This window comes from Mycolicibacter kumamotonensis, from assembly GCF_002086285.1.
In the GTDB taxonomy this organism is placed as follows: domain Bacteria; phylum Actinomycetota; class Actinomycetes; order Mycobacteriales; family Mycobacteriaceae; genus Mycobacterium; species Mycobacterium kumamotonense.
In genome coordinates this window covers 31,258-48,299 of the sequence record NZ_MVHU01000020.1, presented here as the reverse complement: position 1 = coordinate 48,299, position 17,042 = coordinate 31,258, and the positions used below count along the sequence as shown (strand labels likewise).

At 69.7% G+C, this 17,042-nt stretch carries 19 protein-coding genes and 1 tRNA gene; 11 read left to right on the top strand and 9 right to left on the bottom strand.

The window, feature by feature from the left end:
• The first annotated feature begins 1 nt into the window (after position 1).
• Together menD and BST28_RS14105 are read left to right on the top strand one after the other, a co-directional pair.
• The gene (gene menD / locus BST28_RS14110; protein WP_083081512.1) at positions 2–1,642 is read left to right on the top strand and encodes a 2-succinyl-5-enolpyruvyl-6-hydroxy-3-cyclohexene-1-carboxylic-acid synthase; all 1,641 of its coding nucleotides are present in this window, start codon (positions 2–4) and stop codon (positions 1,640–1,642) included.
• Positions 1,643–1,671: 29 nt separating this feature from the next.
• Complete coding sequence (locus tag BST28_RS14105; RefSeq protein WP_029249004.1) at positions 1,672–2,145, top strand: DUF3592 domain-containing protein; 474 nt, start codon at positions 1,672–1,674, stop codon at positions 2,143–2,145.
• Here BST28_RS14105 and BST28_RS14100 read toward each other — a convergent pair.
• The gene (locus tag BST28_RS14100) at positions 2,142–2,786 is read right to left on the bottom strand and encodes a DsbA family protein (protein ID WP_029249003.1); all 645 of its coding nucleotides are present in this window, start codon (positions 2,784–2,786) and stop codon (positions 2,142–2,144) included. The genes BST28_RS14105 and BST28_RS14100 overlap by 4 nt on opposite strands.
• A 36-nt stretch (positions 2,787–2,822) precedes the next feature.
• Here BST28_RS14100 and BST28_RS14095 point away from each other — a divergent pair, with 36 nt between their 5' ends.
• Positions 2,823–3,512 (top strand): demethylmenaquinone methyltransferase, encoded by a 690-nt coding sequence (locus BST28_RS14095; RefSeq protein ID WP_029249002.1) that lies wholly within the window; start codon positions 2,823–2,825, stop codon positions 3,510–3,512.
• Positions 3,513–3,519: 7 nt separating this feature from the next.
• Here the strand turns inward: BST28_RS14095 and BST28_RS14090 are convergent, their stop codons facing one another.
• Genes BST28_RS14090 through menJ form a run of 3 tightly spaced genes read right to left on the bottom strand, consistent with a single transcriptional unit; the run spans position 3,520 to position 5,911 of the window.
• Positions 3,520–3,963, bottom strand: coding sequence for a nitroreductase family deazaflavin-dependent oxidoreductase (locus BST28_RS14090; RefSeq protein WP_019736101.1), 444 nt, complete (start codon positions 3,961–3,963; stop codon positions 3,520–3,522).
• Positions 3,964–3,968: 5 nt separating this feature from the next.
• Positions 3,969–4,643, bottom strand: a complete 675-nt coding sequence (locus tag BST28_RS14085) for a class I SAM-dependent methyltransferase (protein ID WP_019736100.1) — start codon at positions 4,641–4,643, stop codon at positions 3,969–3,971.
• Positions 4,644–4,699: 56 nt separating this feature from the next.
• Complete coding sequence (gene menJ, locus BST28_RS14080; RefSeq protein WP_109560708.1) at positions 4,700–5,911, bottom strand: menaquinone reductase MenJ; 1,212 nt, start codon at positions 5,909–5,911, stop codon at positions 4,700–4,702.
• 42 nt (positions 5,912–5,953) lie between these two features.
• Here menJ and grcC1 point away from each other — a divergent pair, with 42 nt between their 5' ends.
• The 3 genes from grcC1 to BST28_RS14065 all read left to right on the top strand — a co-directional run bounded on the left by grcC1 (position 5,954) and on the right by BST28_RS14065 (position 8,354).
• Complete coding sequence (grcC1, locus tag BST28_RS14075; RefSeq protein WP_165758089.1) at positions 5,954–6,970, top strand: nonaprenyl/(2E,6E)-farnesyl/geranylgeranyl diphosphat synthase; 1,017 nt, start codon at positions 5,954–5,956, stop codon at positions 6,968–6,970.
• A gap of 72 nt (positions 6,971–7,042) precedes the next feature.
• The gene (htpX, locus tag BST28_RS14070; protein ID WP_019736097.1) at positions 7,043–7,891 is read left to right on the top strand and encodes a zinc metalloprotease HtpX; all 849 of its coding nucleotides are present in this window, start codon (positions 7,043–7,045) and stop codon (positions 7,889–7,891) included.
• A gap of 124 nt (positions 7,892–8,015) precedes the next feature.
• Positions 8,016–8,354 (top strand): type II toxin-antitoxin system HicB family antitoxin, encoded by a 339-nt coding sequence (locus BST28_RS14065; protein WP_019736096.1) that lies wholly within the window; start codon positions 8,016–8,018, stop codon positions 8,352–8,354.
• Between the two features lie 79 nt (positions 8,355–8,433).
• On the opposite strand, the gene BST28_RS14060 is transcribed toward BST28_RS14065, so the two are convergent.
• Genes BST28_RS14060 through BST28_RS14050 form a run of 3 tightly spaced genes read right to left on the bottom strand, consistent with a single transcriptional unit; the run spans position 8,434 to position 11,499 of the window.
• On the bottom strand, positions 8,434–9,459 hold the full coding sequence (locus tag BST28_RS14060; RefSeq protein WP_019736095.1) for an NAD(P)H-dependent glycerol-3-phosphate dehydrogenase: 1,026 nt from the start codon (positions 9,457–9,459) through the stop codon (positions 8,434–8,436).
• Positions 9,460–9,478: 19 nt separating this feature from the next.
• Positions 9,479–10,969 (bottom strand): flavin-containing monooxygenase, encoded by a 1,491-nt coding sequence (locus BST28_RS14055; RefSeq protein WP_109560707.1) that lies wholly within the window; start codon positions 10,967–10,969, stop codon positions 9,479–9,481.
• 38 nt (positions 10,970–11,007) lie between these two features.
• Positions 11,008–11,499 (bottom strand): YajQ family cyclic di-GMP-binding protein, encoded by a 492-nt coding sequence (locus tag BST28_RS14050; protein ID WP_019736093.1) that lies wholly within the window; start codon positions 11,497–11,499, stop codon positions 11,008–11,010.
• A gap of 87 nt (positions 11,500–11,586) precedes the next feature.
• Here BST28_RS14050 and BST28_RS14045 point away from each other — a divergent pair.
• Positions 11,587–11,669: transfer RNA gene (locus BST28_RS14045), tRNA-Tyr, on the top strand.
• Between the two features lie 38 nt (positions 11,670–11,707).
• Here the strand turns inward: BST28_RS14045 and BST28_RS14040 are convergent.
• Positions 11,708–12,139: a pyridoxamine 5'-phosphate oxidase family protein gene (locus BST28_RS14040; protein WP_019736092.1), complete on the bottom strand. Its 432-nt coding sequence runs from the start codon at positions 12,137–12,139 to the stop codon at positions 11,708–11,710.
• Between the two features lie 292 nt (positions 12,140–12,431).
• Here BST28_RS14040 and BST28_RS14035 point away from each other — a divergent pair, with 292 nt between their 5' ends.
• From BST28_RS14035 to BST28_RS14020, 4 genes are read left to right on the top strand one after another with little or no spacing between them, the layout of a single operon-like run.
• Positions 12,432–13,220: a class I SAM-dependent methyltransferase gene (locus BST28_RS14035; RefSeq protein WP_019736091.1), complete on the top strand. Its 789-nt coding sequence runs from the start codon at positions 12,432–12,434 to the stop codon at positions 13,218–13,220.
• A 21-nt stretch (positions 13,221–13,241) separates the two neighbouring features.
• Positions 13,242–13,718 carry a DUF309 domain-containing protein gene (locus BST28_RS14030; protein WP_019736090.1) on the top strand — a complete coding sequence of 159 codons (477 nt, stop codon included), beginning with the start codon at positions 13,242–13,244 and terminating at the stop codon, positions 13,716–13,718.
• A complete protein-coding gene (gene galT / locus BST28_RS14025) occupies positions 13,715–14,797 on the top strand; it encodes a galactose-1-phosphate uridylyltransferase (protein ID WP_019736089.1) in 1,083 nt (360 codons plus the stop codon). Before BST28_RS14030 ends, galT begins: the two co-directional genes overlap by 4 nt.
• Complete coding sequence (locus BST28_RS14020; protein WP_083081510.1) at positions 14,794–15,873, top strand: galactokinase; 1,080 nt, start codon at positions 14,794–14,796, stop codon at positions 15,871–15,873. The genes galT and BST28_RS14020 overlap by 4 nt, the downstream gene beginning before the upstream one ends.
• 2 nt (positions 15,874–15,875) lie before the next feature.
• On the opposite strand, the gene BST28_RS14015 is transcribed toward BST28_RS14020, so the two are convergent.
• Positions 15,876–17,039, bottom strand: a complete 1,164-nt coding sequence (locus BST28_RS14015) for an FAD-binding domain (RefSeq protein ID WP_083081507.1) — start codon at positions 17,037–17,039, stop codon at positions 15,876–15,878.
• Positions 17,040–17,042 lie beyond the last annotated feature (3 nt).

The window sequence follows — 17,042 nt, the reverse complement described above, 5'->3', positions numbered from 1 at the left end:
AATGACCAACCCCTCGACGGCACAGGCCCGCATCGTCGTCGACGAGCTGATCCGCGGTGGCGTCCGCGACGTGGTGCTGTGCCCGGGTTCGCGCAACGCACCGCTGGCGTTTGCGCTGCACGACGCCGACCGGGCCGGCCGGCTGCGCCTGCACGTGCGCATCGACGAACGCACCGCCGGATACCTGGCGATCGGGTTGTCGGTGGGCGCCGGTGCGCCGGTGTGCGTGGCCATGACCTCGGGCACCGCGGTGGCCAACCTGGGGCCCGCGGTGGTGGAGGCCAACTACGCGCGGGTGCCGCTGATCGTGCTCTCGGCCAACCGGCCCTACGAGCTGCTGGGTACCGGCGCCAACCAGACCATGGAGCAGCTCGGCTACTTCGGCACCCAGGTGCGCGCCACGATCAGCCTGGGCCTGGCCGAGGATGCCCCCGAGCGCATGGATGCCCTCAACGCCACCTGGCGATCAGCGGTGTGCCGAGTTTTGGTGGCCGCCAACGGATCTCGCAGCGCCAACGCCGGGCCGGTGCAGTTCGACATTCCGCTGCGCGAGCCGCTGGTACCCGATGCCGATGATTCGGGAGCGCTGCCGCCGGGCCGCCCCGACGGCCGGCCCTGGACCTACACCCCGCCGGTCAGCTTCGATCAGCCCCTGGAGATCGATCTGACCCCGGACACCGTGGTGATCGCCGGTCACGGCGCCGGGGCACACCCGAACCTGGCGGCGCTGCCCACCGTCGCCGAACCCACCGCCCCGGCACCGCAGAATCCGCTGCACCCGCTGGCGCTGCCGCTGCTGCGCCCGCAGCAGGTCATCATGGCCGGGCGGCCCACCCTGCACCGCCCGGTATCGGCGCTGCTGGCCGACCCGACGGTGCCGGTGTTCGCGCTGACCACCGGGCCGCGCTGGCCGGACGTGTCGGGAAACTCGCAGGCCACCGGCACCCGGGCGGTGACCTCGGGGGCGCCGGATGCGGCCTGGCTGCGCCGCTGCGCCCAGCTCAACCGCAGCGCCAACGCCGCGGTGCGCGAGCAGTTGGCGGCGCACCCGCTGACCACCGGGCTGCACGTGGCCGCGGCCGTCGCCGACGCGCTGCGCCCCGGCGACCAGCTGGTGCTGGGCGCCTCCAACCCGGTGCGTGACGCCGCGCTGGTGGGGCTGAACCCGCAGGGCATCACCGTGCGGTCCAACCGCGGCGTCGCCGGTATCGACGGCACCGTGTCGACCGCGATCGGTGCGGCGCTGGCGCACGAGCGGGACCACCCCGGTGGGCGCACCATCGCCTTGATCGGCGACCTGACGTTTGTGCACGACAGCTCCGGGCTGCTGATCGGGCCCACCGAGCCGACGCCGCGGCAGCTGACCATCGTGGTGTCCAACGACAACGGCGGTGGCATTTTCGAACTGCTCGAGCAGGGCGACCCGCGGTTCGCCGACGTGTCGTCGCGGATCTTCGGCACCCCGCACGACGTCGACGTCGGCGGGCTGTGCCGCGCCTATCACATCGAGTCGCGGCAGATCGAGGTCGAGGCACTGCCCGCCGCGCTCGCCGAACCCGCCGGCGGCATGCGGGTGCTCGAGGTTAAGGCCGACCGGTCGTCGCTGCGGGCACTGCACGCCGCGATCAAGGCCGCGCTGTGAGACTGCCCCGCTTCACATCATGGAAACCGTTGCTGCACAGACTGGTTCGCGGAGAGGGCGTCGCCGCGCCGGGCAGCACGATCGGGCGTCTGCTGCGATGGGCCAGAACCGGCGTGCTGATCATGGTGGCGGTGGTGACGCTGCAGTCGGTGCTGTTGGTGGCCGGCGCCTGGCGCAACGACATCGCCATCGAACGTGACATGGGGGTGGCCGAGGCCGAAGTCCTCAACGCGGGCTTCCGGCGCTCCACCATCGAGTTCGTCACCCCGGAGCGGATCACCTACCGCCCCGAACTCGGGGTGCTCTATCCCTCCGAATTAGCAACCGGGATGCGCATTTACGTCGAATACGACAAGTCCGACCCCGACCTGGTGCGCGTGCAGCACCGCACCGCGGTACTGGCGATCATCCCGGCCGGCTCGATCGTGGTGATCGCCTGGCTGGTCGGAACCGCGGCGCTGGCCGGGTTGGCCGTCGTCGAACGACGCTGGGTCCGCGGCTAACGCTCCTGCACCAGCCGGTCCAGCCAGCCGGCCTCGTCGGTGTCGACGACCGTTCTGGTGGCGACATCGAAAACCGTTGGGGTGCCGGGGCTCCCCGGGTTGGCCGCCAGCAGCTGCACACGGTTGAAGGCGTTCATCGACGTCGGCTCGACGGCCGGCTGTCCGGTGGCGATCCGGTCCACCACGTGGGCGGGCAGGCCGGCCTCCCGGGCGGTGGCCGCGATCTCCTCCAGGTCCGGCGTGCCGCCCTTGCGGTACAACGCGGACACGAACCTCTGATAGGTCGCGGCGTCGGTGGCCGGATCGGCGGCGGCCATCAGCGCGTTGCCGACCCGGGCGGAGGTGTCGTTGCCCCGGCGGGCGTCGAGAAACGTCATCCACCGGTAGGTGACCGCGACGTCCCCGGCCGCCAGGTGCCGGCCCAGCGCGTCCCCGGAGTCCGCCTCGAATTTCGCGCACTCCGAGCACTGCGGGTCGCAGAAGATCTCCAGCTGCACCCCGGCGTCCGCCGAGCCGGCCAGCACACCGAAGTGATCAGGCGCCAGCGCGGTGCCCGGCGCGCCGGGTTCGGCAAGCGCTGGAGCTGCCAACGCCGCGCCGAACGTCACCAGTGCTGCCAATGTGCCCAGCCAAGACCGCATTCCACGACCCTATCGGAGGCGGGTAGCCTCGACACCGTGAGCCGCGCGAGCCTGGACAAAGATCCCCACGCGGTGGCATCGATGTTCGACGGCGTCGCGCGCCGCTACGACCTCACCAACACGGTGATGTCGCTGGGCCGCGATCGCGCCTGGCGGCGGGCCACCCGTAAAACACTCGGCCTGCGGCCGGGGGAGAAGGTGCTGGACCTGGCCGCCGGCACCGCGGTGTCCACCGTCGAGCTGGCCAAGTCCGGGGCATGGTGCGTGGCCGCGGACTTCTCGGTCGGGATGTTGGCCGCCGGCCGCAAGCGGGATGTACCCAAGGTCGCCGGGGATGCCACCAAGCTGCCCTTCGACGACGCGGTGTTCGACGCGGTCACAATCAGCTTCGGGCTGCGCAATGTCGTCGACCACACCGCGGGCCTGCGGGAGATGGCCCGGGTGACCAAACCCGGTGGGCGGCTGGTGGTCTGTGAGTTCTCCACCCCGAGAATCCCGGTGTTCGCCACGGTCTACAAGGAGTACCTGATGCGCGCACTGCCGGCGGTGGCCCGGGCGGTGTCAAGTAACCCGGAGGCCTACGTGTATCTGGCCGAGTCGATCCGGGCCTGGCCGGATCAAGCGGCGCTGGCCGAGCAGATCACCGCGTCGGGATGGTCGGACGTGCAGTGGCGCAACCTCACGGGCGGCATCGTCGCCCTGCACTCGGCCCGCAAGCCGCAGTAGTCCGGCCCTACGCCGGCGGGTCGAACCGGAAGACCGAGATGCGCCCGGCCAGCGCCTCGACCTCGTCGGGCGTGCCGTTGACGACCAAGCCCGCCTGTTTGAGGAAGCGGACGCCGACCGGCACCTGCGTCGGAAACGCCCGCAGCACCGGGCGGGCCGCCTCCGGTGACAGCTCGACGATGCGCACCGGCCGCTTCTTACGGCCGTGGGCGAGCGTGCCCGAACCGGCCGCCCGAGCATTCAGGGCCCAGTCGGCGTTCGGGAACCCCGCCACGGTGTAGAGCTGGCCGTCGTGGGTGAACGGCGTCATCGGTGTGCTGCGTGGCTGACCGGACTTGCGCCCCGGCACCGTCAGCACCATCGGCGGACCGGTCGGAATCCCCAGCTTCTGCAGGCCGATCATCACCTTGTTGACCGGCTTGAGCCAGCGTGGCGGCTTCGGGGTAGCCATGGCGTTCAGCCCAGGTGCGCCGAGAGAAGCCAGCCCGCAGCCGATTTGCGGCCGTTAGCCTCGTCGCGCAGCCCGACGCCGCCGAATCCGGCGAAGTTGTCGGGGAACACCGCGTGCAACCGCGCCGGCTTGATCTCGTCGATCACCCAGTACTTCGACACCACGTCGCGCAGCTCGTCTTCGGTCACCGCGAACGGCGGACCCTCCGGGATGGCGGACTTGTCGAAGACCAGCACGAAATACGAGGCGCCCGGCGCGGCGGCGCGCACGATCGAGCGCTGATAACCCTCGCGGGCCTCCACCGGGATCGAGTGGAACAGAGTGCTGTCGACGATGGTGCCGAACCGGCCGTCATAGCCGGTGAACGCGTTGATGTCGGCGACCTCGAAGGTGGCGTTGGTCAGGCCCCGCGCGGCGGCCTCGCGACGCGCGAGGTCGATGGCGGTGGGCGAGCTGTCCAGGCCGACGGTGGTGTGGCCCCGTTCGGCCAGATACAGCGAGATGGCGGCCTCGCCGCAGCCGACGTCGAGGACGTCGCCGTGGAACTTGCCCTGCTCGATCAGGGCGGCCAGCTCGGGCTGGGGCTCACCGATGCTCCACGGTGGTTTGGCGCCCAACCCCATTTGCTCGGATTCGCCGCGGTAGGCAGCGTCGAACTGGAGATCCAATGATTCGCTCATCTACCCGGTATATCAATGAGATTGATATATGTCAACGGTCCTGATATTGCGCTGGTTCAGGAGAACGGGCGGCGACGGTCGATCAGCCGCGACATCCGGCCCCCGCCCCGCCAGGCCCGCGCCACCAGGTCGGCGTCGTCGTCGGTGACCAGGTTGGCCATCACCCGCACCGCCACCCGCATCAGCGTTGTCGACCGCATCGCCAGCGGCCCGGTGGCCGGCAGGAACTTCGGGAAGGTCAGCAGCAGCGCCAGCCGCCGCGCCACCGAGAACCCGCGGGCGTAGCGGGCGGCCAGCAATTCCGGCCAGGCGTGGGTGAGGTCTGGGCAGCCCAGTGACTCGGCGGCCAGCCGCCCGGTCTCCAGCCCGTAGTCGATGCCCTCGCCGTTGAGCGGGTTGACGCAGGCCGCGGCGTCGCCGATCAGCATCCAGTTCGGCCCGGCCACCCCAGAGACCGCCCCGCCCATCGGCAGCAGCGCGCTGGCCGGGGCCTTCACCGGGCCCTCGAAGCCCCACTCGTCGCGGCGCAGGTCGGCGTAGTAGGACATCAGCGGGCGCAGCGCGACATCGGCGGGCCGCTTGACGGTGGCCAACGCGCCGACGCCGATGTTCACTTCGCCATTGCCCAGCGGAAAGATCCACCCGTAGCCGGGCAACACCGCCCCGTCGGGCGAACGCAGTTCCAGGTGCGACGTCAGCCAGGGTTCGTCGCTGCGCGGTGAGGCCAGGTAGCCGCGGGCGGCCACCCCGTACACCGTCTCCTGATGCCATTGCCGGCCCAGCACCCGGCCCAGGGTCGAGCGGGCGCCGTCGGCGACGATCAGCGCCCGGCAGGCTACCTCGGTGCCGTCGGCGAGTACCACCGCGCGCACCCGCCCCGACGAGTCGTGATGGACGCCGACGGCCTTGACGCCCAATCGCATCCGGGCCCCGGACTCCTCGGCGACCTTGCGGATCCGTTCGTCGAGTTCGGTGCGGGGCGCGGCGCTGCCCGTCGAGGGGAAAGACGGGCCGGGCCAGTCCACCTGCACCTCGCCGCCGAAGCCGGCCATCCGCAGGCCCCGGTGCCGGATGTGGCTGTCGAGCCACTCGCCCAGCCCCAACAACTCGAGCTGCTCGACCGCCCGCGGGGTCAGTCCGTCACCGCAGGGTTTGTCCCGCGGGAACGTGGCCGTGTCGAGCACCAGCACGTCTCGGCCCGCCCGGGCGGCCCAGGCGGCCGCCGCCGACCCCGCCGGTCCGGCGCCCACTATCACCACCTCGGCCACCGTCTGAGCGCTGGAGTTCACACTGACCAGTATGTTGGAGCCGTGAGGACACCGGCGAGTGTGGTGGCGGGGCTGGATTTCGGGGGCTTGGGCGACCCGGCGTTCGCGGGCAATGTCCGCGACGGGGTGGCGCGCATCGAAGAGCTCATGGACACCGAGTTGCGCGGCGGCGACGCGTTGATGACCGAAGCCGTCACCCACCTGTTCGACGCCGGGGGAAAGCGTTTCCGTCCGTTGTTCACGGTGCTGTCCGCCCAGCTCGGGCCGGAGCCGGACGCCTGGCAGGTGACGGTGGCCGGCGCGGTGATCGAGCTGGTGCACCTGGCGACGCTGTATCACGACGACGTGATGGACGAGGCGCAGATCCGCCGCGGGGCGCCCAGCGCGAACGCGCGGTGGGGCAACAGCATCGCGATCCTGGCCGGTGACTACCTGTTCGCGACGGCGTCGCGGCTGGTGTCGCGGCTGGGGCCGGAGGCGGTGCGGATCATCGCCGAGACCTTCGCCCAGCTGGTGACCGGGCAGATGCGCGAGACCCGCGGGGCCGCCGAGGGGATCGACGCGATAGAGCACTACCTCAAGGTGGTCTACGAGAAGACGGCCTGCCTGATCTCGGCGTCCGGCCGGTTCGGTGCGACGTTCTCCGGCGCCGACGACGATCAGATCGAGCGGCTGGCCCGACTGGGGGGTGTCGTGGGCACCGCGTTCCAGATCTCCGACGACATCATCGACATCGACAGCGATCCCGACGAGTCTGGGAAACTGCCCGGCACCGACCTCCGCGAAGGGGTGCACACCCTGCCGGTGCTCTACGCGCTGCAGGAGACCGGCCCGGACGCCGAGCGGCTGCGTACGCTGCTGGCCGGCCCGGTCACCGAGGATGCGGTGGTGGCCGAGGCGTTGGGGCTGCTGCGCGCGTCTCCGGGCATGGTGCGGGCCAAGGAGACGGTGGCCGAGTATGCCGCGCAGGCCCGAGCCGAGTTGGCCGCGCTGCCCGACTGCGTCGGCCGGGCGGCACTCGCCGGCCTGGTCGACTACACCGTCAACCGCCATGGCTGAGCACAATGCGGAACCCGGGCTGCGCCCGAGGCGTTAAATGAGCAAGACGGCGGTTCTCCGAGGAGGAAGTCGATGACCTGGCACCCGCACCGCAACACGGCGAAGACGTTCCTGCTGCTGTTCGTCATGTCGGGGTTGATCGTGCTGGTCGGGCGGGCCTTCGGGCCCTCGATGATGTGGGTGGCGGTGCTGTTCGCCGTGGCGATGAACGCCTACACCTACTTCAACAGCGACAAGCTGGCGCTGAGGGCGATGCGGGCCCAGCCGGTCACCGAGGTCCAGGCGCCGGAGATCTACCGGATCGTGCGCGAGCTGGCCACCGCCGCCCACCAGCCGATGCCCCGGTTGTACGTCAGCGACACCAACGCCCCCAACGCATTTGCGACCGGCCGCAACCCGCGCCACGCCGCGGTGTGTTGCACCAGCGGCATCCTTCGGCTGCTCAACGAGCGCGAGCTGCGTGCAGTCCTGGGCCACGAGCTGTCGCACGTCTACAACCGCGACATCCTGATCTCCTGTGTCGCCGGCGCCCTGGCGTCGGTGATCACCGGGTTGGCCAATATGGCGATGTTCTTGGGCAACCGCCGCGACGGCAACCCGCTGGCGATGCTGCTGGTCGCCTTGGTGGGGCCGCTGGCGGCGTCGATCGTGCGGCTGGCGGTGTCGCGGTCGCGGGAGTATCAGGCCGACGAGTCCGGCGCCGTACTGACGGGTGACCCGCTGGCGCTGGCGTCCGCGCTGCGCAAGATCTCCGACGGGGTGCAGGCCGCCCCGCTGCCGCCCGAGCCCGAGCTGGCCAGCCAGTCGCACCTGATGATCGCCAACCCGTTCCGGGTGGGCGAGAAGGTCGGGCAGCTGTTCTCCACCCACCCGCCGATGGCCGACCGGATCCGCCGGCTGGAGGCGATGGCGCGGGGGTAGGGCCGCCCATCCCTGGCGCCCCACTCGGCGGCTGCCCATCCCAGCGCCCCACCCGCCACTTCCGTCCCCGCGCCTGGGGATAGATGTCTTGTCGAATCGGATAGCGCATGCGCTACTACCGGCCATGAACCACTACACGTATCGAGCCGAGTGGTCGCGCGAGTACGACCGCTACGTCGCCCTGTGCCTCGAACTGCCCTGGCTGACGCATTGGGCGCCCACCATGCGGGAAGCCATCGCCGGTGTCGAGCAGACCGTCGATGAGTATTTGGCCGAGCGCGAAGGCGAAGACGTTCCACCGCCGATCACCGACCGGAAGTTCAGCGGCAACTTCCTGGTGCGGACCTCACCGACGCTGCACGCCCGCCTCGCCGTGGAGGCCGCCGACCAGAACGTGTCGATGAACCACTGGGTCGTCCAGAAGCTGGCAGATCGCCCGCCGAGCAACCTGCTGGACTGGTGATATCGCCCGCGCTATCCGATTTGAACTCACCTCACCCCACCGGAGACGGTGCGCAAGTGACGCCTGCGACGGAAGAGGCTCAGAAGCCGGTGCCCTCCACCTCGTGCCCTGGGGCCTCGGCGATCAGCCCGCGGTAGGCCTGCTCGACGGTGGAGCCGTGGTTGATCACGCCGTCGACCTCACGGGCGATCGGCATGTTCAGCCCGTATTGCGCGGCGAACTTCATGATCACGCTGGCGGCCCGCACCCCCTCGGCGACTTGGTTCATCGAGGCGATGATCTCGTCGATCGACTTTCCGGAGCCCAGCTGTTCGCCGACGAACCGGTTGCGGCTGCGCTGGCTGGTGCAGGTCACGATCAGATCGCCCATGCCGGCCAGCCCGGCGAAGGTGTCGCGGGCCCCGCCCATTGCCTCGCCCAGTTTGGACATCTCCCGCACCGATCGCGCCATCACCATGGCCCGGGTGTTCTCGCCGATCCCCAGCGAATAGCCCATCCCCACCGCGATCGCATAGACGTTCTTCAACGCCCCGGCCATCTCGACCCCGACCACGTCGTCGCTGGTGTAGACCCGGAACCGCTTGGTGCGGAAAAGCAACGCCAGCTGCGCCGCCAGATGCTGATCCGGCATGGCCAGCACCGCCGCGGCCGCGTAGCCCTCAGCGACCTCGCGGGCGATGTTCGGCCCGGCCAGGATGCCGGCCGGATGCCCGGGCAGCACCTCGTCGACGATCTGCGACATCCGCATGTTGGTGCCCTGCTCCAGGCCCTTGACCAGTGACACCACCGGCACCCACGGCCGCAGCTCGTTGGCGAGCTCGGTGAGCACGCCGCGGAAGCCGTGCGAGGGCACCGCCATCACCACGACGTCGGCGCTGCGGGCGGCCTCGGCGAAATCGGTGGTGGCGCGCAGGGTCTCGCTGAGCACCACCTCGTTGCCCAGATAGCGGCTGTTGCGCTGGTTGTCGTTGATGTCGGCGGCGGTCGATTCCGAACGCACCCATTGCAGCGTCGGGGCGCGCCGCGAGCAGATCGAGGCCACCGTGGTTCCGAACGATCCGCCGCCGAGCACGACGACCCTGGGTGTGCGAGTAGCAGCTGGCATGCAGCGAAGTTACCTCGGGTCAGCTGGCCAGCGGCACGCTTTCGCCGGCCCGACCGAACACCATCGACTCCTCGATCCGGTCGAAGCGGTAGTCCAAGGCGTCGGCGAAGTAGTTCTGCCGCACGTTCCAGGGCCGCTTGGTGCCGGATTTGGGCAGGGCGTGCAGGGCACGCAGCACGTAACCGGCCTGAATATCCCAGGCCGGCTTCTCGGTGAGCGGCTCGTCGCCGAGATGCGGGTAGGCGTGGGTGTACCCGCGGGCGGCCATGTACGACATCAGCTTTGCGGTGGCGCGGGCCGTCATGTCCGCGCGCAGCGTCCAGGAGGCGTTGGTGTAGCCGACGCACCAGAACAGGTTGGGCACGTCTTCGAGCATGTGCGCCTTGTAGACGAAGCGATCGGTGGGCTTGATCTCGGTGCCGTCCAAGCTGATCCGCACCCCGCCGAGGGCCTGCAGTTGCAGACCGGTGGCGGTGACGATGATGTCGGCATCCAGGTGCGTCCCGGACTGCAGCGTGATCCCGGTGGCGTCGAAGTGATCGATCCGGTCGGTGACCATTTCGACTCGCCCGGCGCTGATCTCGGTGTAGAGGTCCGCGTCGGGAATCAGGCACAGCCGCTGGTCCCACGGCTGATACGGCGGCTTGAAGTGGGTGTCGACGTCATAGCCCGGCGGCAGGTTCTGCACGGCCGTCCGGCGCAGCATCCACTTCAAGAGCGGCGGCGTCTTGCGGGCCAAAAACCAGACCACGCCCTCGAACAATGCCATGGTGAACCGGATGATCGGGTGAGCCAGCTTGCGGGGCAACAGTTTTGCGACCGCATCGGTGAAACGACTGTATTTCGACGCCGAGATCAGGTACGTCGGTGTGCGCTGCAGCAGGGTGAGCTGGCCGGCCCGCTCGGCCAGCGCCGGAACCAGCGACATCGCCGTGGCGCCGCTGCCGATCACCACCATCTTCTTGCCGGCGTAGTCCAGGTCCTCGGGCCAGTGCTGCGGGTGCACCACCGTGCCGGTGAACGTCTCGACACCGGGGAAGTCCGGGGTATAGCCCTCGTCGTAGTTGTAGTAGCCGGACCCGAAGAACACGAACCGGCTGCGGTAGGTCCGCGTTGTTCCAGTGGTGCCCTCCTGCACCGTCACCGTCCAGGTATCGGTCGAGGAATCCCAGTCGGCGGCGACGACGTGGCTGTTGAACCGGATGTGGGAGTCGATCCCGTACTTGCGTGCGGCATCGGTCAGGTAGTCGCGGATCTCGTCGCCGTCGGCCACCCGTTCGCGGCCCGTCCACGGCTCATAGGGCAGGCACAGCGTGAAGATGCTGCTGTCGGAGCGCACCCCCGGATAGCGGAACAGGTCCCAGGTGCCGCCGATGCGTTCGCGCCGCTCCAGGATGACGTAGCGGGTGCCGGGGTTGCGCTCGGTGATGCGGTAGGCCGCCCCGATTCCGGAGATGCCCGCTCCGATGATCACGACGTCGAGGGAATCTTCGGTGGTCACGGCTCCCAGCGTAGGCACAGCCAGGGCCGCGGGCTAGGGTCTTTGGGCTACCGGTAGTTGACGAACTGCAGCGCCACGTCGAGGTCGGCGCCCTTCAGCAGTGAGATGACGGCCTGCAGGTCGTCGCGCTTCTTCGACGACACCCGGATCTCGTCGCCCTGGATCTGGGTCTTGACGCCCTTGGGCCCCTCGTCTCGGATCAGCTTGTTGATCTTCTTGGCGTGCTCGCCGTCGATGCCCTGCTTGAGGCTGCCGCTGACTTTGTAGGTCTTGCCGGAGGCCTGCGGTTCGCCGGCGTCGAACGCCTTCATCGAGATGTCCCGGCGGATCAGCTTTTCCTTGAACACGTCGACGGCGGCCTTGACGCGCTCCTCGGTGGAGCTGACCAGCTCGATGGTCTCCTCGCCCTTCCAGGCGATGGTGGTGTCGGTGCCGCGGAAGTCGAACCGGGTGGCCAGCTCCTTGGCCGCCTGGTTCAAGGCGTTGTCGACCTCCTGGCGGTCGACCTTGCTGACGATGTCGAACGATGAGTCGGCCACGAGACGTCCTTTCTCCATGCCGTTTGGCAGGTGCTGGCCCGTTTGTGTTCGGGGTACATCTTCGTTGTAGTCTGCTAGGCGCGATACGGCAGGTTGCCCGAGCGGCCAATGGGAGCGGACTGTAAATCCGTCGGCGCAAGCCTACGCAGGTTCGAATCCTGCACCTGCCACCCAGATCAGGCCCCTTCTGCAAGGGGCCTGATTGCTTTTACAGCTCGCCGGAGTAGTCGGCGGTCAGCCAGCGATCGGGCCGGATGGTGAACAGCACGCTGGAGGCGCCGTCCATCTTCGCGGCGAACGCCCGCCCGCCTTCCTCACCGAGGTAGCGAACTGCGATGGCTTCGCGGGGTTCCCTCGGCGCCGGCGTGGCGGCCTGCACCACGGTGCCCTCCACGACGACGTACTGGTAGGGCAGCTCTTCGCGCTGCACCACCAGGGTCACCGCACCGGCGCGCTCGATGAGCTTGGCCTTGCGCGACCCGGCGCCGGTGTTGACCCGGATGTCGCCGCCGGGGGTGTAGTCGTACCAGATCGGGACGCTGGCCGGGGGCCGGCCGTCGGTGGCATCGACGGACAGCACGCCGACGTGCGTGTCGGCGAGGAATTGTTGACGTTCGGCTTCGGTGAATGGTTTGGGCATGCCGAGACGAACCGCGGCGGTCTCGGTGCTATTCCAGCCGTGGCGTTGAACTGGGCGTGGCCGCATGTCGTGTCGAGTAATGGAGCCGCTAGCGCCGACCGTGATGGCTTGTGGGGGAGGCATCGCCGTCACGGTGGTGGTCGACCTAGCCGTCACCGGTGCCGCGGTGGACGGCGCTGGCGGCTCCGACCGCGTGCCGGCGACACCTCTCCGGCTCCATCGCCGATTTAAAGGAGAAACAGGGTCTAAAGTCCTCTAGCGGCCGCAACATGGCTAGGCTAACCTTCCCCGCATGACCCTGCCCATGTCTGACCGCAAAACCGCTGATCTCCCCGGCCACTGGCTCTTCGCCCGCCTCGGCAAACGCGTCCTGCGGCCGGGCGGCCTCGGGCTGACCCACCGGATGCTGGCCGACGCGCAGCTGCCCGGCGCCGACGTCGTCGAACTCGCCCCCGGCATGGGCCGCACCGCAAAAGAGATCCTGGCGCGCACTCCCGGCACCTACACCGGTGTGGAGGCCGACGCGAACGCCGCCGGCGTGGTCCGTTCGGTGGTCGGCGACCGCGGAAAGGTCGTCACCGGCGAGGCGTCGGAGACCGGGCTGGCCGCCGGCAGCGCCGACGTCGTCGTCGGCGAAGCCATGCTGACCATGCAGACCAACGCGCACAAGTCCGAGATCATGCGCGAGGCGTTCCGGGTGCTGCGGCCCGGCGGCCGCTACGCCATCCACGAGATGGTGCTGCAGCCCGCCGACGTGCCCGAGGCCGTCAAGGACGAGGTGCGCACCGCGCTGGCCCGTTCGATCAAGGTCAACGCGCGACCGCTGACCGCCGCGGAATGGACCGAGCTGCTCACCGAGGCCGGCTTCACCGTGGAGAAGATCTCCTATGCGCCCATGGCGCTGCTCGAACCGCACCGGCTGATCGCCGACGAGGGCCTGTTCGGGGCGCTGCGGTTCGTGTTCAACGTGCTGCGTGACTCCGACGCGCGGGCCCGGGTGCTCAACATGCGCGCGACGTTCCGCCGCCACCGCAACCACATGGCGGCCATCGAGGTGATCGCCGCCAAACCGGCGGCGTGACCCACTTGTCATGATGAACGGGTGACAACCCGCGACCGCGACGACTCCGGCCGCCCCCGCAACGCCCGCCCGCGGGACCGGCTGGGTCGCCCGCTGCCCCGCGGCAGCCAGGGCGGGGTCGAAGGCGTTCCCGACGATCTCGACCTGCCACCGGCGCAGACGCTGGCCTACGCCCAACTGCTGCTCGACGACGGTCTGGCGTTCAACGCCCACGAGGTGCTCGAAGCCGCCTGGAAACACCGGCCCGACGCCGAACGCGATCTGTGGCAGGGCCTGGCGCAGCTGGCGGTCGGGGTCACCCACGTCCAGCGCGGCAACGTCGTCGGTGCGGTGAGCCTGCTGCGCCGCGGCGCCGACCGTCTAGCCTCGGTGCCAGGCCCGGCACCGTACGGGATCGACGTCGCCGGCCTGTTGCGTTTCGCCACCAGCCTCGCCGACGACCTGGCGGCCGGTGCCGAGATCGACCCGCACCGGCTGCATCCCCGGTTGGTCGCGTGAGCCTCCCGACGAGCTGGACGCTCGCCGATGGCCGCGACCTGTTGTTCTTCTGCCTGCCCGGTCACACCCCGGCGCCGGTGCCCGACCGTCGGCCGCTGCCGCCGCGCGACCCCGAGCCGTCGCAGCTGCGCTTCGACCGCACCACCGGCCAGTGGGTGATCATCGCCGCGCAACGCCAGGACCGCACCTATCACCCGCCCGCCGAGGACTGCCCGCTGTGCCCGGGGCCGAGCGGGCTGACCAGCGAGGTGCCCGCGCCCGGCTACGACGTGGTGGTCTTCGAGAACCGGTTCCCCAGCCTGGCCGGGACCGGGGCCGCGATCGCCACCCCACCCGACGGCTCCGGATTCGTTGCCGCACCCGGGCATGGCCGCTGCGAGGTGATCTGCTTCTCGGCCGATCACACCGGCTCGTTCGCCGGCCTGCCCGCGGCGCACGCCGCGCTGGTGGTGCAGGCCTGGCGGCACCGCACCGCCGACATGCTGGCGCGTCCCGGCGTCGAGCAGGTGTTCTGCTTCGAGAACCGCGGCGAGGAGATCGGGGTGACACTGGCCCACCCGCACGGCCAGATCTACGGCTACCCCTATCTGACCCCGCGCACCGCGGCGATGCTGGAACAGGCCCGCGATCACCGAAACACCCACGGCACCAACCTGTTCGCCGACCTGCTTGCAGCAGAGCTGGCCGACGGGTCGCGGATCGTGGCGCAGAGCGACTGCTTCACCGCGTTCGTGCCGTTCGCGGCGCGCTGGCCGGTCGAGGTGCACCTGTATCCGAATCGGCGGGTGCACAACCTGACCGAGCTGCATGAGGCCGAGTTGGACGACTTCGCGCAGATCTACCGAGATCTGTTGGGACGCTTCGACCGTATTTACGATGCACCGCTGCCGTATATGGCCGCCCTGCACCAGTACCGCGTCGACGGGCCGCAGGCCGACGGGTATTTCCACATCGAATTGATGTCGATCCGGCGCAGCGCCACCAAGTTGAAGTATCTGGCGGCCTCGGAATCGGCGATGGACGCGTTCATCGCCGATGTCACCCCGGAGTCGGTTGCCGCCAGGCTGCGTGAACTGTGATCAGCTATTCCGCGCCGGGCCGGGTGAACCTCATCGGTGAACACACCGACTACAACGGGGGTTTCGCGCTGCCGATCGCGCTGCCGCAGCGCACCACCGTCGCATTCAGCCCCGCCGAGATCGACACGCTGACCGTGCTCTCCGATGCCGCCGACGCCTCGGTGCGCATCCCGCTGGACACCGTCCCCGGCGGAGTCACCGGCTGGGCGGCCTATGTCGCCGGGGTGATCTGGGCCTTGCGCGACCGCGGTGTTGCGGTGCCCGGCGGAACGTTGTCGATCAGCAGCGACGTGCCGATCGGTTCGGGTCTATCATCGTCGGCGGCCCTGGAGTGCGCGGTGCTCGGCGCCCTGATCTCGGCCGCCGGGGTGCAGATCGACCGGATCGAGCAGGCCCGGATCGGTCAGCGTGCCGAGAACGACTACGTCGGCGCCCCAACGGGTTTGCTCGATCAGCTGTCGTCGCTGTTCGGGGAGGTCTCGGCCGCGCTGTTGATCGACTTCCGTGACGTGGCGGTGCACCCGGTGCCCTTCGACCCGGACGCCTCCGGGGTGACGTTGTTGTTGTTCGACTCCGGCCAGCGCCATGGCCACGTCGACGGCGAGTACGCGGCGCGGCGCGCGTCGTGCGAGCGGGCCGCCGCTGCGCTGGGGGTGGCGTCGCTGCGGGAGGTGCAGCACCGCGGGGTGCAGGTGCTCGACGGCGTCGCCGATCCGGTCGACGTCCGCCGGGCCCGGCATGTGTTGACCGAGAACGAGCGGGTGCTGGATTTCGTTGCGGCGTGCGCGGAGTTGGACTTCGCCGCGGCCGGGCGATTGCTCACCGCGTCGCACGCCTCGATGCGCGACGACTTCGAGATCACCACCGCGCATCTGGACCTGATCGTCGACGCCGCGGTGGCGGCCGGAGCCCTGGGCGCCCGGATGACCGGCGGCGGGTTCGGCGGCTGCGTGATCGCGCTGGTGCCGGCCGAGCTGACGCTGAAGGTCGGCGACGCGGTGCGGGCCGCGGCGACCGCGGCCGGCTACCCCGAGCCGGAGGTGAGCCGGGTGTATGCGGCGGCCGGGGCCGGATAGCGTCAGATCGCGTAGTCGGGCAGGTCGAAATCGTCGCGCACCGACCCGGCGAGCAGGCCGGTGAGCAGCCGCAGGTTCATCGCACGGATCGCCAGGTTGCGAAACCACAGCCCGAATCGGGTTCGGGTGGCGAAGAACCCGAGGAACTGCGTCGCGCTGGACTGTTTGGCTTCGATGAACGGGCGCAGCCGCTTCTCGTAGGCGGCGAACGCGCGCCGATGGTCACCGGCGGCCCGCTGCAGCTCGCCGGCCAACACGTAGGCCTCGGTGATGGCCAGGCCGGTGCCCTCACCCCCCAGCAGGGAGATGCAGCCGGCGGCGTCGCCGATCAACAGCACCCGCCCCCGTGACCAGCGTTTCATCCGGACCTGGCTGATCACATCGAAGTACAGGTCGTCGACCCCGGCGACCGCGGCCAACAGCTGCGGGCACTCCCAGCCCGCGTCGGCGAACCGGTGGTGCAACTGCGCCCGCGGGTCGGCCACCTCCGGGGAGTCGTCGCGGAACACGAACAGCACCAGGGTGCGGTCGTCGCGCAGCGCGACCCGGGACACCTGGCGGCCCGGCACCGCGTAGCTCACGTAGACCAGTTCGTCGCGGGGCCGGTAGCCCTCGACGACGGCCGCGGCCACCTTGCAGCCCAGGTAGTGCTCGAAATCGGTGTCCGGGCCGAACACCAGCCGGCGCACGTTGGAGTGCAGTCCGTCGGCGCCGATCACCAGGTCGAACTCGCGCGGCCCGGCGTGGGCGAAGGTCAGCCGGACACCGTCGTCGTGGTCGTCGATGCCGGTGATGCTGTCGCCGTAGATCATCTCGACGTAGTCGGCGATGGTGGTGTGGATGGTGGCGGCCAGGTCACCGCGCGGCAGGCTGGTGAAGTCGTCGCCGAGCAGGTGCTTGAAGACGCCTGCGTTCAACGCCGCGCGGATGCGGCCGTCGGTGCCGACCGATCGCACGGACTCGATCTGGTAGCCCTTGTCGAGGATCTGTGCCTCGATGCCCATCCGCTGGGCCACGGTGTAGCCGACGCCCCAGAAGTCGATCATGTAGCCCCCTGAGCGAAAGGCCGGCGCCTGTTCGATCACGGTCGGGGTGTGGCCGGTGCGGTGCAGCCAGTGCGCGAGCGCCGTTCCGGCTACTCCTGCACCGCTGATCGCGATCCGCATCGG

Coding starts and splice junctions, on each gene's coding strand:
- BST28_RS14100 (WP_029249003.1), bottom strand. CDS start 2,786: ATGCGGTCTTGGCTGGGCACATTGGCAGCACTGGTGACGTTCGGCGCG.
- BST28_RS14085 (WP_019736100.1), bottom strand. CDS start 4,643: ATGAGCGAATCATTGGATCTCCAGTTCGACGCTGCCTACCGCGGCGAA.
- BST28_RS14060 (WP_019736095.1), bottom strand. CDS start 9,459: ATGCCAGCTGCTACTCGCACACCCAGGGTCGTCGTGCTCGGCGGCGGA.
- BST28_RS14090 (WP_019736101.1), bottom strand. CDS start 3,963: ATGGCTACCCCGAAGCCGCCACGCTGGCTCAAGCCGGTCAACAAGGTG.
- BST28_RS14035 (WP_019736091.1), top strand. CDS start 12,432: ATGACCCTGCCCATGTCTGACCGCAAAACCGCTGATCTCCCCGGCCAC.
- BST28_RS14040 (WP_019736092.1), bottom strand. CDS start 12,139: ATGCCCAAACCATTCACCGAAGCCGAACGTCAACAATTCCTCGCCGAC.
- BST28_RS14015 (WP_083081507.1), bottom strand. CDS start 17,039: ATGCGGATCGCGATCAGCGGTGCAGGAGTAGCCGGAACGGCGCTCGCG.
- BST28_RS14065 (WP_019736096.1), top strand. CDS start 8,016: ATGAACCACTACACGTATCGAGCCGAGTGGTCGCGCGAGTACGACCGC.
- menD (WP_083081512.1), top strand. CDS start 2: ATGACCAACCCCTCGACGGCACAGGCCCGCATCGTCGTCGACGAGCTG.
- htpX (WP_019736097.1), top strand. CDS start 7,043: ATGACCTGGCACCCGCACCGCAACACGGCGAAGACGTTCCTGCTGCTG.